The organism is Lysinibacillus sp. NPDC056185 (assembly GCF_047737915.1).
GTDB lineage: Bacteria > Bacillota > Bacilli > Bacillales_A > Planococcaceae > Lysinibacillus.
The window spans coordinates 50164-67859 of record NZ_JBLLLQ010000016.1 but is presented as its reverse complement, the minus strand read 5'-3'; the positions used below and the strand labels follow the sequence as shown (position 1 = coordinate 67859).

Sequence of the window (17696 nt, the reverse complement as noted above, 5' to 3'; positions counted from 1 at the left end):
AGATGCAAAAATAGTTTTTTCACCTATAACACAAAAAAGCAAACTAAGAAATTTTCTAGTTTGCTTTCTTTTCGGGCTTTTTGGTATGCATTTAATCATATTGTTTTTTCACTGGCTTATAAATTCGTGCTTTTTTCAGTGCTGTTTTAGGTACTTGGAAGGTTGCTGTTACAACTCCTGGATGACGGCCGATTTCAATCGAGCCTGTAATCGTCGCTCGATTCATAACCTCTGGCTCGCTCATCTCAAAAAGCCTTGCAGCACGACTTATAGCATTAGTTGTTGCTTCATTTAATGATGTTCCGGAGCCAACAATTGATACAGGGAATACTTCCTCCACTTGTTTCACGCCGAATTCCTCAGCAAGCTCACGTGCACGACGTTTTTCTTCCTTTGTAAAAGGTTTAGCCGTATAAGGTAAATCCTCTGTATTTGGCAATAAAACAGGGCCATCCAAAGCTACTTTTTTTAACACACTTACCTGAAGTTGAACAATACCAGCAACATCCGTTGTATGTCCTGCAATTTCTCCGTCCCCCTGCATTGCGTGCATATCACCAATATACACACCACCGCCCGGAACCTTTACTGGACAAATAATTGTTGCCCCCTCACGAACACGGCTTATATCCATATGGCCATCTGTACGATGTGTATCTAATTCAGTCTGCGTAAATGCATATTCATGTGGCGCACCGATTAAAAACGAACCAAAATCACCAGCATTATGGGAGTCTGGCATCGCCTTTGAAGGTGTCGTTCCAAGCTGCCCTAAAAAAGGTCGCATTCTTGCCATAACACCAATCAAATCACTTGGTGCTAATGCAACCGCAGGATTTTGCACAGAATTTTCAGGTGTACGCATATAATTTTTAGCATCAAGTGCAATACGGCGAGCCCCTTCTCGCCCAACAGTCACACCAATATTACCTTTATGATCTAACGCCATAGTATAACCATTCGTCATGTTAAAAGGTGATGTTTCTGTATCACATGTCGAACAGCGAATGGCCTGCCGACCTATCCCTTTGACAACTGTACTAGGATGAAGCTTACCACAGCCTGGACACTTTACTGATACGAACGGGTCCCCAATAAATCGATCCAAAATTGCCTCATCATGCCCAGATGCTGTTGCTATTGATGTTACCTGGATTGATTTAATCTTAATAACAATGGCGTCTCCTACCTCTGCCCCTTCTACAAATACAGGCTTTGTTACTTCATGCCCACCACGAATCGTTGGTGTTAGCATCGGGCCCCAGCAGCCTGGCGTCGTATTAGCAATAATTGTGCCACCGTCTTTGACAGGTCCAAGCATTTTCTGTTGTGGATCTAAAATACCATCTATGAACTCATTTACGAATAATGTTTCGACGGCTTGCGCCTGCTGTACAAGATCTTCGCTTTGTATTCCTTCTTTTTCTAGCATTTGCAATTCGCTTGTCATTTCTTTCGTCACGCTCCTGTTTTTTATTTTATGTATACGGATTTTTGTTAATGCTTTATATAAATTTTTGTAGTGATTTGTCGATTGTAAAACTTAATTTCGACATCAAGTTTGATAGTTCCTGCCATTTCGAGGAAAATGTCATTAATCGTATGTATGGAAAAATTGAAATCCGTCTTTCTCATTGTATTTTTTATATAACTAAATGCATGATTTTAGTCCAATAGAATGGTTATTGATCACATGGAAAATTATGCCGTTTATTTTAAGCATTTTCAACCATTTGACATAAAAAAGCTCAGACTCGTACAAATGTATTTAAAATTTTAATGATAATTTACAATAATAAAGGGTCTTTGTGCTTTTTGATGGCACAAAAACCCTTTCGTCTATCTTTATTATATTTTGTGGATATTTAATATCTTAGTGCGAATTTCACATGGTCAATCTTCATACGTTTTCAACGGGTACTGTTAATTTAATGGGATTGTCACAGGATCCATCTCTTTTAATTCCGAGCCTTTTCCTGAGCCCAAGGAGAAATAAATAACAGGAACAAATGTAATGGATGTAGCAGTTGGATTGATAGCCTGGACAGTAGCACTTGATTTATAAGAAATACCACCGTCGCGACTTGAAGCACCATTTCCATTTACCACATACGTATTGCCTAAATTATCTCGTAGTTCATCAAATTGAACTGTAACTTCCGGCCACTTTTTTATAACTTCTGGGTTTGCTTCATAATCAAAATTAATAACAGTAGACATATCATTTTTTTCAAGGGCCGTAAATCGAGCTGTGACATCATAGTTTGAAACAGTTTCATTGACTAGCTGTAGCTCACCTGCTAACTTAGAGACCTTAAAATTAAATGCCCAATCCCCTTCCACTTTTGTATCGTTATTCACGTTTAGAAAAGCTTCTGGTTTCCATGTTACTTCTAATTCATCTGGTGCCTCTTTATCAAAATAAGGTGTTGTATTTGCTAATCCTACATATTTATTATCACTTATCTTTTCAAGTCGACTACTTCCTCCACCACCCACAGCTCCTTTGATATCCATGAAATCTCCTTCTATAAACGGAGAATCTCCTAAATCTTTATCTGTTTCAAGTGCAAAAGAAATTGTCAGTGATGTACCGTCATACACAGCATTTTCTATCATCATAGATAAGCCATTACTAGAATGAACCTGTCCAATTTCCGTTGCATAACTATCAAAATTCTCAAGCATAGTATTTTTATTATCAAAATAGCTAGCAATGTTTTTCATAAACGGAATTTGTGAAGCAAATGTAGGAAAAGCAATACTTACGGTAGTTACCATACTGATGCCAATTATTGCTGCCGCTGCTATATGACGCACCCATTTTGGCATACGCTTTCTTGTTGCTTGCTTCTTTAAAACCGTTTGTTTAAGGTTCATTTTTCGCTGTGCAGATAATTCGATTGGTTCAATTTGATCCACATCCAGATCCAGCCACTCTTTATAACTTTTAGTCATATAATTGCCTCCTTCAACTGTATTGTTGATGCTAGCTTCTTCTTCCCTCGATAAAGCCGGTTTTCTACGGCTGCTTTTGATAAATGCAGCGCTTCAGCTATCTCAGGATTCGTTAATTGCAAATAATACTTCATCATGAAAATATCTCGATCAATATTTTCCAAGTGACTAATAGCCATTAGTAAATCATTTCGTTGCTCCTTTTTCAAAAGCTCCTGCTGTATATCTTTTATATCAGGCTTTTGCAAGAGCTCCTCGTCTCCTTTTTCTCTTTGCTGTTGTTTTTCAAGCTTACGGAATAAATCTATGGCTTTATATTTTGTCAGCATCCCTATCCATTTTTTGAAATCCTCTGATTCGCCCTTAAATTGCTTTGCATTTTGCCAAATGGCTAGTAATACATCATTAACACAGTCATCAATAGAATCTTTGTTAATACCGGAAAGAATTTTATATGCTATCGCATGTACGAAGCCAGAATAATGTTCAATTACATACTCAAGCGCATCTTCTTTTTGGTTTTGTAAACGGCTTATGAAGTTTTTAGATGTACATCTCACCATTTCGCCCCCTTTATGTTTATTTGAAAAAGCTTCTTCACTAACTATATCGAAACTCAGTCACTAAAACTCTCAACTATTTCTGTGAAGAATAATGATTCCTTAAAAAACCTTCAGTAATGTTTCAATCTCCTCTTTCAAGCAAGTTTCATTTATAATGAGTCACATAAGGAACTTCAATCTGTTTGAAGATCCCAAGCTAAGATGGCCACTTCTTAAGGAAATTTATCACCCACGACTCTATTCTGATTAGTTAGATCAAACTTCTTTAGGACTCATCACAAAAAATCAGGGATGAAATTTGTTAAAACATGTACCATCTATATGAGTTGATTGGAGTGAAGACTTGGCGACCAGTGTCACAAATGAGATCCTGGAGCGAGTAAGTAGAGGAACGAAGGCTAAGACCATCACTTCCTGTGATAACGCCTTCGTGACCAACATCCTTTTGGTCCAAGTGCTCATTCGGAACGGTAATCAACTCCACGTTATATTGAAGAATCTTTTTAGGGTAATAAGGAATTGTTTATCGCGCTACTGCAAAACTTATTAGCTATACACTATTCTTAAAATTCTAATGACGATTTACAATAATAAAAAAGAAAGGACGTGTGAACAATGCAAGAACCAACTATTCTAGTGGTGGATGATGAGGCAGATTTAGCAAACCTTCTAAAAGTCAGCCTACAAAAAGAAGGTTATAAGCAAATTCATACAGCTGGCTCCATTCAAGAAGCTTGGACGAGCTTTCAACAGACACAACCCGATATTGTACTTCTTGATGTGATGCTTCCTGATGGCGAGGGCTACGATTTATGTCGACGTATTCGAGAAGTGTCGCATGTGCCGGTGCTTTTCATGTCAGCGAAAAATGAGGAAATTGATAAAATTTTAGGACTTGCGATCGGAGGGGACGATTATATTACGAAACCTTTTAGTCCTAAAGAGGTCGCCTATCGTGTGAAAGCACAGCTTCGCAGAGCTGGTTATCAAACGCAGGAAGCAGCGCCAGTAACTTCCGCGAAATCGATTCAAGTTGGTCCATTCTTGCTTAATGGGGATGAAACGGAAGTACATAAAGACGGCATTTTATTAGAGCTAACGGCGAAGGAAATCGGCTTGATGGCTTGCTTTATGAACAATCCTAATCGAATTTTAAGTAAAGAAACTCTGTTTGAACGTGTATGGGGAGAGGACTTTTTCGGCTCAGACAACACTGTTATGGTGCATATTCGACGTCTGCGTGAAAAGGTTGAAAATGATGCATCAAAACCTATGTATATTACAACTGTAAAAGGGCTTGGCTATAAATTTGTCGTTCCAAAAGAGGAGCAAGCATGAAATGGAAATTAACAGCTAGATTCCTTCTGTCTGTGCTGTCTATTGTTATTATTGTCATTTTCGTCAATACGGCCATTCTAGTCGGGCTTCTCACTTATCGACTATCAAATGATTATGATGGTGTACAGGCAACTACAGAGGAAAGCTTTGTCCGGGACTTCCAGAAGTATATTGAAATTAATAATGGTACGCCTTCAGTAAATGAAGAGGGGCTGCAACACTTACATCAGCGAAATGCTTGGATTCAATTACTTGATGTTAATGGTCAGGTCCTTGAATCTCATTTTGCACCAGATGAGGCTCAATCCCATTATGCACCCATCGATTTAATTCAAGTATATAAATATAAAGAGTTTGATGGTGACACTACGGTGTATGTAGGCAGTAAAGATGATGTTAGTTATCTTATTGGTATTAAGGGTAGTGGTATTACAAGATTAGTCATGCATTTTTCTGGCTCATCAGTATTACAGTTTATTGGCAAGTTTGGATTATTCATTGTTATTGCCGACCTATTAGTAGCTACACTAGTTGGATGGCTTTTCGGTCGTACGTTGACCAAACCTCTACATGCAATGATTGAACGTATTCGTCATTTAAAGAATCGTGAGCATATGCCTAGTAAAATGCCTGGTGGTGTTTACAAACCAGTTTTTGAAAATTTAAATGAAGTATCGAGAGAGCTTGCTGCACATGAGCAGGAACGTAAAAGATTAGAGATGATGCGCGAGGAATGGATCAGTAATGTGTCACACGATATGAAAACACCTCTTGCCTCAATTCGTGGTTATGCGGAGCTACTGAATGATGGAAAATCAACTCCTTATGAACAAACGGAATATGCTCAGATTATCGAAAAACAATCATTGCATATGCAAGATTTATTGGATGATTTAAATTTAACTATGCGATTAAGACATCAGCAGCTTCCCCTAAGCTTAACCGAGGTAAATATGGTGCAATTTATTCGCGAAATCGTTATTGATACACTTAATACTCCACAATATGAGCAGGCTAATATTGAATTTAATGCAACTAAAGAAGTCATCAAGCATCACATTGACGAGCACTTTATGCGACGAGCGGTGATGAATTTTTTACACAATGCATTGCTCCATAATCCTTCTGATGTTGCAGTCAATGTTCTTGTTGATGATCATTCTATTACGATTTCTGATAACGGTAACGGCATTGCTGCAGAAGACCTTGAACATATTTTTGAGCGCTATTATCGAGGTACAAATACTGAGCAAACACATGGTACTGGGTTAGGTACTGCTATTGCTAGAGATATTATTGAAGCGCACGGAGGAACTGTAAATATTACCTCTGAAGAACAACAAGGGACAACTGTCAGCATTCAATTACAAGAAGAAAAAAAGGAGTAGCCCGATACTAGGGACTACTCCTTCTTGTTATTTCTTCATTAGCTCCTGTACTTTTGCAGGTAGCTCGTCGAATTTCACTTCATCATATGAAGTAACTTCCGTTTCTTTTTTTACATAAAGCTTCATGTAAGCATCGTGTCGTAAATTTTTCTGAGCTGAAAACTTTAATGTTTGCTCTTTACCGTTTTCGTCATAAGCAGGTATCTCGTACCAATACGATTTCATAATTTCTCCACTATCTAACTTATATTCCTTTACTTCACCATCAGTAGTGATATGAACATAGTATGCTTCTTTATTTAAACGGTTAAAATCAACGGTCATCAGAACAACAAGTCCTGCTACGAACAATAAGAACAATGCTCCTATACCTAAGAAAACCTTTTTCATATTAATTCCCCTGTCTAATAATTTTATAGAATGAACGAACTGTAAAGATATAATATATGCCGTAAATTGCTGAATACGCAATCATCCACAGTATTACTGGTTTAGTTATATCCATACTAAATAGCTGTGAAAAGGCTAGTAGCGCAAATGCACTATGGACGATGCCGACAACGAGTGGTGCACTAAAAATAACGGCAACCTGCCCTGCGACTGTTTTTAATATTTGTTTTTTGTTAACACCGATTTTATTTAAAATTGCATATTTAGGTTGATCTTCCTCTGCCTCGGTTAAAACTTTGAAGTAAATAATACTTCCTGTCGCTGCTAAAAATACTAATCCTAAAAAGCTTCCTACAAATAATAGTGATCCTACAGTAGCTAAACCTGCCTCATAACTTTGCGGAACACTTGAAAACCCTTCTTGCTGTTCAGTAGATAGTTGATTGTAAATTTCCTTTGAAATAGCCTGTTGCTTCAAGTCATTATCCATACCAACTACCTGTATTTTAACACCTTCTGCATTTGTTGCAGCGAACACTTTATCATTTACAACGAGGACTGTACCAGCTCCAACATAGTTTAATACACTCTCTGTATACATTTTATCAACATGGAATGATTCCCCGTTCTCCAATTTAAATTCTTCACCCGTAAAATCATGTGAAAAACGTTCATCGAAGCTTGCATCAAGTAAAACTGTTGAACCATTTGCAATGTGCAGTTGTTCATCTTTCCCCTGCAATTTTGCTAGACGATTATAGTCAGATTCCTTTAATAATGTATATTCAAAAAACGAAAATTCATTATCCACGCGTAAATTTTTTACAGAAAGCGATTCGTTGTATAAGACGTCTTCTTGAGAGAATTTTATCGTATCGCCCTTCCACATAAATGTATTAGGTAGCGCTTGACGTACACTGGCTTCCGCATTGTAGTACATTCCGAAAACGCCGCCACCTGCTGTGATCGTTGTCGCACTTAAAATAGCGATGATTGAAAGAGATTTAGCATTTGCTCGAATACGGTACAATAATTGTGATACACCAATTAAATTCAAGCCTTTCCATGACCAAGAAGTTGCTTTTTTCAACGCGGTTAACACAAATACGCTAACACTATGGAATAATAAATATGTCCCTGCAATTGTCACACCTATAACCATAAGTGGAGTACCTAGAACTGTGAAGAATCTCCAAATGTTACTCGTAAAGATATCTTCAGACGCTGTATAATAACCAAATGCAAGTAACGCTGTCCCAAGTATAGCTGCTATGAATGATGCACGTGGAATTTTCTCTCCTTGCTTCTCAGCATGGAACAGGTCAATCAATTTAAATTGATAGATGACACGATAGCCTTGTAAAGATGTGAATAAAAATAGTAGTGCAAAAATCCATGTTGTATTTACTAGAGCCTCAGGGGAAAATGTTAAACTTCCTACAACCTCAAAGCCCATTAAACGTACTAAAATCATTAATAACCCTTGTGACATAAAGAATCCAAGAACAATCCCTAGTACTAAAGAGACAAAACCGATCACTAAATTCTCAAAAAAGAGCATTAAGCCGATTTTCTGCTTACGTACACCTAATAGCGAGTAAAGTGCTACTTCCTTTTTTCGTTTTTTCATAAAAAACGAATTGGAATACGCAATAAAGATGACGATAAAGAATAACAACACAACAGATGATCCACTCATCAAGCCTTTAATTTGCTGTGAAAATTGTTGTGAGGCTAAAATATCATCATTATATTTTAATGTTACAAACGTAAAGTAGATGACGATACTAAAAACCATCGAAGCGATATATAAAAAGTAGTTCGACAAATTACGCTGAATATTTTTACGCGCTAAACTAAATAACGTCATTTACTCCACCTCCGATGCCAGCAAGCACCTGTAAAATCTCTTGGAAGAATTGCTTTCTCGTTTGAGTACCACGATGAATTTCCTTAGAAAGCTGTCCATCCTGAATGAATAGAATGCGCTGGCAAAAGCTTGCTGCAAATGCATCATGCGTAACCATCATAATAGTGGACGCTTGAGAATTATTCAAATCACTTAAACTTTCAAGTAAGTCTGTTGCTGATTTTGAATCAAGAGCACCAGTCGGCTCATCCGCAAAAATTAATTTCGGCTCTGTAACTAATGCACGTGATGATGCTGTACGTTGTTTTTGTCCACCAGAAATTTGGTATGGGTATTTATCGAGTAACTCTTTTATCCCAAACAGTGTAGCTATGCGTTCTACCTTTGCGTTAATTGCTTTTGTTGGCACTTTTGCAATCGCAAGTGGCAGTACGATATTTTCACGAACTGTTAGAGAATCGAGTAAGTTATAGTCTTGGAAGATAAAACCTAGATTGTCGCGACGAAAATCTGCTAACTCTGCATCCTTCATGCGCGCTAAGTTTGTATCACCAATAATGATTTCACCAGTCGTCGGTGTATCAATTGTCGCTAACACATTTAGTAGCGTCGATTTCCCAGCCCCTGAAGGCCCCATTACACCAACAAACTCTCCTTTTTCTACTTCAAATGATATATTCGATAGCGCTGTAAATGTATTTGCGCCTTTGCCGTAAGTTTTTTCTACATTTTGTACCTTTAATAATGGCGTCATAAACGCTCACCTCTTCTTTCTGACTTTAGTATACGACCCCAAACTTACAACAAAATTGTCGCAAGCTTACAACAACCTTAAATCAACCTATCCACATGACATACGTTTTAACAAAATGTCATCCAACTTTTGAGTCTTACCGGAACACTTTTGGGATTTATCACCCAACTTTTGAATTTTATCTACCAACTTTTGAATTTTATCTACCAACTTTTGAATTTTATCTACTAACTTTCATGTTTTATCCCCCAACTTCTGAATTTTATCGACATCTCCACCTTTCAAAGAGCAAAAAAAGATTCACACACAAACTTGTGCGTGAATCCTCTTACTTTTCTCTACTCCAATCAACTGATCCACATGACATACGTTTTAACAAAATGTCATCCAACTTTTGAGTCTTATCGGAACACCTTTGGGATTTATCACCCAACTTTTGAATTTTATCTACCAACTTTCACGTTTTATCCCCCAACTTCTGAATTTTATCGACATCTCCACCTTTCACAGAGCAAAAAAAGGATTCACACACAAACTTGTGCGTGAATCCTTCCTCTATCTTTTTTATGCTAATACTTTTTTAATATCATCCTCAAAGCTACTTGGTTTATCAGCTGATCCATAGCGTCCAACGACTTCACCATTACGACTCACAAGGAATTTTGTGAAATTCCACTTTATACTGTTGCCGAGAAAGCCTTTTGAATGGGATGTCAAATGCTCAAAAATAGGGTGTGCATCCTTCCCATTGACCTTCACTATTTCATGCATAGGGAACGTCACCCCATATGTCAAACGACATTGTGATGCCGCTTCCTCAGCGGTCGCAACTTCTTGCTTAAACTGATTTGATGGGAAGCCAAGAATAACAAGGCCTTCATCCTGATATTTTTTATATAGACCCTCTAATTCTTCAAACTGCGGTGTAAAACCACATTTGGAAGCCGTATTAACAATTAACATTGCCTTACCCTTATAACGATCTAAGCTATATTCAGCACCATCTTCTAGAGCAACTTGAATGTCGTAAATGTTCATTTCTAATTACCCCCTATGTTATAATCGCGCATTTTTTCTGGCAATCTGCTGCAGAGGATCCCAAACACCATTGAATGGAGGCGCGTAGGCTAAATCTAAATCTAGTAAATCTGGTAACGTCATTTTATTGTATAAGGCTGTCGCAAACACATCGATCCGTTTATCAACACCTGCCGGACCAATAATTTGTACACCTAAAAGCTGTTGATCTCGTTTACGAACAACAATTTTAATAAACATCCGTTGGGCACCTGGATAATATCCTGCAATATGACGCGCAGACAATTTAAATGCCTCATATTCAAAACCTAGCTCTTTAGCATTGCGCTCATTAATACCAGTCGTGGCAATCGTTAAATTGAAAAACTTTAAGATCGAAGTACCTACAATCCCACGAAACGGCGCAAACTTGCCCGACATATTGAGTCCCGCTAAACGACCTTGCTTATTAGCTGTCGTTCCAAGAGGTATATAATCTAAACGTTCTTTCACAATATTAAAATGCGTTGCACAATCGCCCGCAGCATAAATATTTTCAACAGATGTCTCTAAATGTCGATTGACGATGACTGCACCATTTTTAGCTAGTGCTATGCCTGTTCCCTCTAAAAATTGTGTATTCGGTTTAATTCCCACAGCCATAATGACTAAATCCGTATCATATGTGCCATTGTCCGTCATCACACGCTCAACACGGTGATTCCCCTCAAACGCCTCTACTTTTGTATTTAGCACAAGTTCGATATCATTCTTTTTCGCTTCCTCATGAACATGTTGTGCAAGTTCTTCATCTAGAATCCTAGCTACATAGCTACCTCGTTGAATTAATCTCACTTTTTTGCCGCAAGCATGAATCGTCTCAGCCATCTCTAGTCCAATATAGCCTGCACCTATAATTGTTACATTTTCTATATCTGGCGTTAAATCGGCTAGTAAATCATCTAGCTGAGGTATTGTTTTCACCGTGTGTATCCCAGTTAAATCTGAGCCCTTTTCCACTGGCATAATAGGATCCGCGCCTGTTGCAATCAGTAGCTTATCATAAGGAATTTCAAATGATTCCCCAGACGACTGTGTTCCAAAAACAAGCTTCTTGTCTACATCAATTCCGTTAACCTCATGACCAACACGAGCATCAATACCGTACTTATCACGAAACGTTTCTACATCTCTTGCTATAAGACGCTTTGTCGATGAAATACGCCCATCTACAACATAGGGCAAGCCACACTGCCCATATGAATAAATAAATCCACGTTCTACAGATGTAATCTCTGCTCCTGGTACATTTCGATAAATTTCCATTGCTGCTGACATTCCGGCAGCATCTCCTCCGATAATTACGTATTTCATCCAACAATCCCCCTATTTTTTTCTCGTTGCTAGTAAGCCTGCATAATAGTCCATATAAAAACGGCGTTTACCTCCACTTACAATGACACGTATTACATGAATAGCAATGACCATCGTTAGAACAAAATTCGCAATAAAGGCTAGCAATGTAATGACAATTTGCAGTACATAAAATGGTGAATCCATATCTAATTGAACATGGCCAAAAGTTGTTATCATTTGCGAAGTACATACTACTACGAGAATAGCAACACAACGGCGCCAAGATTGACTTATGATACTTTTGCCGTTTTCACTGACCATTGTAAAACGCATAAACTTCATCCCTAATGTTGCCCCATTTGTAAAGCTTGGAACAACACCAAATAGCAACATATACAAAGCAATTTTTACTAAAAATTCGAACATATCACTATAACCTGTTACGACACCCACGAAGAACAAAATGAACTGTGCGATAATCAAATCCATTGCTAGTGCTAACAAAATAGATAATGGCTTGACGATATCTTTTTCGACCATTTCTGCTGCCTTAGCCGCTACCTCTTCATGCGAAGGAAACAGCGCCCACACAACAGGAGCTAAAAAGAATCCTAATAGTGCACCAACACTGTTAAGCATTAAATCATCCACATCAAAGATTCGATACGCACAATTAAAGATGCCATAAATTCCCGTAAATTGGGTTACCTCATAAAACAATGTTAGCAAAAAGCTATATAAAAATGCACGCTTCCAGTACTCTCTTTTTTTAAGAAAATAACGCAAATATACACCAAAAGGCATGAGCAGTAAGAAATTATAGAATGCCTGGTAAAAAGCAGGTTGCTTCGGTATATACACCCACGTTGATGGATTCGTCAGAACAATCCCACTATCCTTTAAAATATCAGTGACAAATTGAAAAGGATGTAAATTATAATGGACTGTATCTGCAGCTTGTAGAGAGCAAGTATCTCGTGTTTCTGGGAAAGGCAATAAGACTAAACATAAAGCCGATAAGAAGTAAAAAATAAATGAGAACGTAATAATCGTTTTGGATACAGATAAGTAGCCATATTTCCGATACGTATAAATTAGCCAAGGTACAAATAGCACAAAGGATGCGAAAATTGTTATTAAAAAAGCTACCATTATTGAATGTGTATAAACTGACATAGAACACCTCTTCGTTTAAAAATCGGCTCTTCACCATAGGGTTGATTTCCGTTCCGGCTGGGCGCTTTCCTAGGCGCGGTGTGTCCGATGAGCCGCGTTAGTGATAAACTTAAAAATAATCTTAAACTTAGTTTAGCACTTGAACACAACACGAATATTTCACCAATCTTAAATAATTCTTAATTAGCTATTATTGATGTAAAGTAAAATTCCGCATAGACTCCCAGGAGACAAACAAGAGTACACCAATGTACCTCGTGCCTGACTACGGAAAGAAAAGCGGAATTTTATCAAAGGAAAAAATATTAATTTTTGTTGGAAAGGCTTTTACACGAGCATACTATGCTTTTGCAATTTCCTCTTTGCAAAATGCTAAAATCTCTTCTAGCTCTTCATCCTCTAATGCAAAATCTAAATACTCACCTTTAGCTTTTTCTAGGATGAAGTAATTTAAAATAAATGGCTCTTCACCTTTTTCAGCAATTAGTACACGAAGCTCAATTCCTGCTTCATGATAAAGCTCATCTTCTTCATCAATATCTACATCTAAAATAAATTCATAACGCTTACCTTCAATAATGTTTGTTGGATCTAAAATTTCTTCCATTGAGAATTGTGTAATTTCCATTGTATGATCTCCTTTTAGTTAACCTGTTCTTTTATATATTAAATCAAATTCAGCATGGGTCAACTAGAAAACTCGTATACACTTGAAAGTAATTATGCCAAAATGAAAATAAAATAATTGAGAGATGTGATTCTCTTAAGGATACTTTACATAAAGGAGGAGGCTAATTCTTGAAAGAACTACTATATTATCAAGACGTTATGCTACGTGAATTTAATGCAACAGTTGTCAATAAAGGAACCGATATAGATGGCCGTAACTACGTGGTGCTATCAAATACTGCATTTTATCCAACAGGAGGCGGACAACCTCATGATACAGGTACTTTAAATGATATCGAGGTCATCGATGTTGAGAAAATTAATGATGAAATTCGTCATTATATTCAAGGCGACTTTTCAAATTTAGCTGGAGAAGTGCATGGTAAATTGAATTGGCAACGACGCTTCGATCATATGCAGCAGCATGCAGGTCAGCATATTTTAACAGCGGCTTTTGTCGAGCTTTTTGATGCACCAACTGTTAGCTTCCATTTAGGTAGTGAGCAGGTCACAATTGATATTGCCGTAGATGCCCTAACGGAAGAACAGCTTGTGGCCGCGGAAGCCCGTGCCAATGAAATTATTCTAGAGAATCTTCCAATTGAAACGCAATGGATTACAGAAAAAGAACTTGAGAACTATAGCCTTCGTAAAGAGGTAGCCGTCACAGGAGATATTCGACTTGTTATTATTCCTGATTTTGATTACAACGGTTGTGGCGGTACCCACCCAACATCCACAGGACAAGTATGTGCGATAAAAATCCTTGGCACTGAAAAAATGAAAGGCAATATTCGTGTCTCTTTTGTCTGTGGTCATCGAATTTTAGCGGAGCTTGCCATGCGAAAGAAAGTATTAGCTGACGTTGCAAGACAATTGAGTGTACCTGAAGTGGAAGCAGCTACAGCACTTACAAAAGTCTTAACAACACAGAAAAATACAGAAAAAGCACTCGTGGTAGCAAAAGAGGAGCTACTAAATTATGAAGCAAAAGCGCTAGTTTCTAGTAAAGAACGTATTATTACTGCAGCCTTTACTAAGCGTACTATGCAAGAGCTTCAAAAATTAGCAAGAACTACTGTCGCTGAGCAGACAGAAGCGATCGTTTTACTCGTTTCAGAAAATGAAGACAAGCTTCAGTTTGTCGCAGCACGTGGTGCAAAAGTTGAGAAAAGTATGAAGGACATTGCTGCAAAAGCATTGCCACTCGTTAACGGGAAAGGCGGTGGCAGTGATCAGATGGTACAAGGCGGTGGCGAGCGTATTATTTCTGCTGAGCAACTATTTGAAGCCATGCAAGAAGTACTTAAATAACTAACCTTTTCGATGATAGGAGCTCCCCATTACTTGGGAAGCTCCTTTATTCATTTATGCACATCATCACTTGCTGAACATTCTATTGCCGCTGTCTCCCCCATCGATGATTATCCACAGACATTTGCTCAGCTGTAGTAATCGATCTCTTAGTAGCTTTCGTTTATCCACACGTTACCCACAATTAACGCACAACTTATCCACAATCTATCTCGATTACATCAAATCGATTCCCCAGTTGGATTAAATTAAAAATTTTTCCAGGTATACCTGATTATAATTTACTTTTTTTGCTGATTATAAAAAAAAGAATAGTTTCTATACATTTTGAGGGGAGGATTTCTATGAGTCCTGAAAAAGATATTTCACGTCGTAATTTTTTAAAAACAACAGGGATCGCGGCAGGTACATTAGTCAGCGGTGGATTAATAGGTGGTCTTGTAGGCTATAACATGCCTGGTAAAGGAACTGCCACGCTAGAGCATGGTCAGCATGGAACTGCTACTGAAGAGACTGGCTCGCCAAAAGCCAAAATGTTTTTTATGAATCAAAGAGATTTTAATATTTTAGCAAATGCTACTGAACGTATTTTCCCTGAGGACGATTTAGGTCCAGGGGCAAAGGGCTTAGATGTACCTTACTTTATCGACCATCAGTTAGCAGGGCAATATGGCAGTAATTCTAAAGAATATATGCATGGACCATTCGGTGAGGGTGCTCCAACACAAGGTTATCAGAGTCGTTTAACGCGTGCAGAAATTTTTAAGCAAGGTGTTCAAAGGTTAGAGTCGGAAGCACAGAATCGCTATAAAAAGAGCTTCAATGATATAGATGCTAAGCAAATGGATGAAATTTTAACTACCTTCCAGAAAGGCGACGTACAAATGAGTGGCGTCACATCTGCTTTCTTCTTTACTTTATTACGTGCAGCTACATTAGAAGGTGCTTATTCTGACCCAATATATGGTGGAAACCGTAATATGGATGGCTGGCGCATGAAAGGCTTCCCTGGTCATCAAATGGCGTATATTACGCAAATCGAAGAACCGAAATTCCAAAAAATTGAGCCTAATTCATTAGGTAGCCACTAATAGGGGGTTAGAAAATGGCAAAAACATTACCTGGTGTAGACGTTGTAACAGTCGGGGTAGGTTGGACCGGCGGCATTGTCGCTGCAGAATGCTCGAAGGCAGGCTTAAAGGTCGTTGGTTTAGAGCGCGGACAAAAGCGCGGCACAGAAGATTATATGACGATCCACGACGAGTATCGTTATGCAATTCGTTACGATATAATGCAAAACCTTTCTAAGGAAACAGTAAGCTTCCGTAATAATCGCAATATGAAAGCATTGCCTATGCGTCAGCTTGGTTCCTTTTTACTTGGAGAAGGGCTTGGTGGCTCTGGGACACATTGGAACGGTATGACGTATCGCTTTTTACCATATGATTTTCAAATTAAAACATTGACAGATAAACGTTATGGTGCGAATAAACTTGGACCTGAATATTTATTACAGGATTGGGGATTAACATACGATGAACTTGAGCCCTATTTCGATAAATTCGAAAAAACGGCAGGTATTTCCGGAGATGATAAAAATCCATTTAGCGGAAAACGTTCAAATCCTTATCCGACTGGGCCTATGAAAATGACACCAATGCTTACGCAATTTGAAACAGCTGCAAAAAAATTAAAATTATCACCTTACATGGTACCTTCTGCAAACGTATCAGAAGTTTATAAGAATCCTGACGGTGAAACGATAAACGCTTGTCAATATTGCGGCTTCTGCGAGCGCTTCGGCTGTGAATATGGCGCCAAATCATCTGCAGAGATTACTGTTGTTCCTACTGCATTAAAAACAGGTAATTTTGACTTACGCTATAATTCCAATGTTGTTGAAATCTTAAAGAAGGGCAATAAAGTAACTGGTGTCCGATACATCGATACGATATCTGGTGAAGAATTTATTCAACCAGCAAACGCTGTTGTACTTACTAGTTATGTCTTTAATAATGCCAAACTATTGATGGTCTCTAACATTGGAGAACGATATGATCCGGCTACTGGAAAAGGGACACTTGGAAGAAACTATTGCTATCAAATACTACCTGGAGCAGCAGGTTTCTTCGATGAGCAGTATAACACCTTTATGGGTGCAGGTTCACTCGGTGTGAGTTTAGATGACTATAATGGTGATAATTTCGACCATAGTGACTTAGATTTTATTCACGGTGGAAATATAGCTTTAACACAAACAGGTGCACGCCCTATCGGCTCGAACCCAACACCTCCTGATACGCCAACATGGGGATCAGAATTTAAAAAGCAATCTATTCATTACTATACGCGTTCATTCGGGATTGGTGCACAAGGTGCTTCGATGCCACATAAAGAAAATTATTTGTCTCTTGATTCTACTTATAAGGATGCTTACGGCTTACCTCTAATGCAGTTAACGTACAACTTTACGGATCAGGATCGTGCACTTCATAAATATATTTCAGCACGTGCAGCTGACATTATGAAAGAAATGGGCGCTAAAATTGTTGTCCCCAACGCTGAAATCACTGATTACAATATTGTACCGTATCAAACAACCCATAATACAGGCGGAACAGTTATGAGCTTAAAGCCAGAGGATGGCGTTGTGAATAACTACATGCAGCATTGGAATGTAGAAAATCTTTTTGCTGTGAGTGCCGGAAACTTCGCACACAATAGTGGCTATAACCCAACAGGTACTTTAGGGGCGCTAGCCTACCGCTGTGCAGAGGGTGTTGTGAAATATAGCAAATCAGGTGGTTCCTTAGTATAACTTCTTTTAGCGGGTGTTTGGACACCCGCTAAAATAGAAGAACTCAGTCTAAGAACACCACGTCCTGTGGCAATTTATCTGTGCG

At 38.3% G+C, this 17696-nt stretch carries 15 protein-coding genes; 5 read left to right on the top strand and 10 right to left on the bottom strand.

What is annotated here, in order from left to right:
* Positions 1–91 precede the first annotated feature (91 nt).
* The 3 genes from ACMZ42_RS15920 to ACMZ42_RS15910 form a co-directional block, all read right to left on the bottom strand.
* The gene (locus tag ACMZ42_RS15920; RefSeq protein ID WP_370079695.1) at positions 92–1432 is read right to left on the bottom strand and encodes an acetamidase/formamidase family protein; all 1341 of its coding nucleotides are present in this window, start codon (positions 1430–1432) and stop codon (positions 92–94) included.
* A 491-nt stretch (positions 1433–1923) separates the two neighbouring features.
* A complete protein-coding gene (locus tag ACMZ42_RS15915; protein ID WP_370079628.1) occupies positions 1924–2958 on the bottom strand; it encodes a DUF4179 domain-containing protein in 1035 nt (344 codons plus the stop codon).
* Positions 2955–3521 (bottom strand): sigma-70 family RNA polymerase sigma factor, encoded by a 567-nt coding sequence (locus ACMZ42_RS15910; protein WP_370079626.1) that lies wholly within the window; start codon positions 3519–3521, stop codon positions 2955–2957. The genes ACMZ42_RS15915 and ACMZ42_RS15910 overlap by 4 nt, the downstream gene beginning before the upstream one ends.
* Before the next feature lie 615 nt (positions 3522–4136).
* On the opposite strand from ACMZ42_RS15910, the gene ACMZ42_RS15905 reads away from it, so the two are divergent.
* Together ACMZ42_RS15905 and ACMZ42_RS15900 are read left to right on the top strand one after the other, a co-directional pair.
* Positions 4137–4859, top strand: a complete 723-nt coding sequence (locus ACMZ42_RS15905) for a response regulator transcription factor (protein ID WP_370079624.1) — start codon at positions 4137–4139, stop codon at positions 4857–4859.
* Positions 4856–6247: a sensor histidine kinase gene (locus tag ACMZ42_RS15900; RefSeq protein ID WP_415731984.1), complete on the top strand. Its 1392-nt coding sequence runs from the start codon at positions 4856–4858 to the stop codon at positions 6245–6247. Before ACMZ42_RS15905 ends, ACMZ42_RS15900 begins: the two co-directional genes overlap by 4 nt.
* Positions 6248–6274: 27 nt before the next feature.
* Here ACMZ42_RS15900 and ACMZ42_RS15895 read toward each other — a convergent pair whose 3' ends face one another.
* The 7 genes from ACMZ42_RS15895 to ACMZ42_RS15865 form a co-directional block, all read right to left on the bottom strand.
* Positions 6275–6637, bottom strand: a complete 363-nt coding sequence (locus ACMZ42_RS15895) for a YxeA family protein (protein WP_370079620.1) — start codon at positions 6635–6637, stop codon at positions 6275–6277.
* Between the two features lies 1 nt (position 6638).
* Positions 6639–8507 carry an ABC transporter permease gene (locus ACMZ42_RS15890; protein WP_370079618.1) on the bottom strand — a complete coding sequence of 623 codons (1869 nt, stop codon included), beginning with the start codon at positions 8505–8507 and terminating at the stop codon, positions 6639–6641.
* Positions 8494–9261 carry an ABC transporter ATP-binding protein gene (locus ACMZ42_RS15885; protein WP_132363565.1) on the bottom strand — a complete coding sequence of 256 codons (768 nt, stop codon included), beginning with the start codon at positions 9259–9261 and terminating at the stop codon, positions 8494–8496. The genes ACMZ42_RS15890 and ACMZ42_RS15885 overlap by 14 nt, the downstream gene beginning before the upstream one ends.
* Before the next feature lie 564 nt (positions 9262–9825).
* A complete protein-coding gene (locus ACMZ42_RS15880; protein ID WP_415731983.1) occupies positions 9826–10299 on the bottom strand; it encodes a glutathione peroxidase in 474 nt (157 codons plus the stop codon).
* Positions 10300–10317: 18 nt separating this feature from the next.
* A complete protein-coding gene (locus ACMZ42_RS15875; RefSeq protein WP_370079614.1) occupies positions 10318–11652 on the bottom strand; it encodes an FAD-dependent oxidoreductase in 1335 nt (444 codons plus the stop codon).
* Between the two features lie 12 nt (positions 11653–11664).
* Positions 11665–12810, bottom strand: coding sequence for a VanZ family protein (locus ACMZ42_RS15870; RefSeq protein ID WP_370079612.1), 1146 nt, complete (start codon positions 12808–12810; stop codon positions 11665–11667).
* A 340-nt stretch (positions 12811–13150) separates the two neighbouring features.
* Complete coding sequence (locus tag ACMZ42_RS15865; RefSeq protein WP_370045435.1) at positions 13151–13438, bottom strand: DUF6509 family protein; 288 nt, start codon at positions 13436–13438, stop codon at positions 13151–13153.
* 170 nt (positions 13439–13608) lie between these two features.
* On the opposite strand from ACMZ42_RS15865, the gene ACMZ42_RS15860 reads away from it, so the two are divergent.
* The 3 genes from ACMZ42_RS15860 (at position 13609) to ACMZ42_RS15850 (ending at position 17611) form a co-directional block, all read left to right on the top strand.
* Entirely contained in the window at positions 13609–14793 is a 1185-nt protein-coding gene (locus ACMZ42_RS15860) for an alanyl-tRNA editing protein (protein ID WP_370079610.1), read from the top strand.
* A gap of 344 nt (positions 14794–15137) precedes the next feature.
* On the top strand, positions 15138–15884 hold the full coding sequence (locus tag ACMZ42_RS15855; RefSeq protein ID WP_415731982.1) for a gluconate 2-dehydrogenase subunit 3 family protein: 747 nt from the start codon (positions 15138–15140) through the stop codon (positions 15882–15884).
* A gap of 14 nt (positions 15885–15898) precedes the next feature.
* Positions 15899–17611: a GMC family oxidoreductase gene (locus ACMZ42_RS15850; protein WP_415731981.1), complete on the top strand. Its 1713-nt coding sequence runs from the start codon at positions 15899–15901 to the stop codon at positions 17609–17611.
* The last annotated feature ends 85 nt before the right edge of the window (positions 17612–17696 follow it).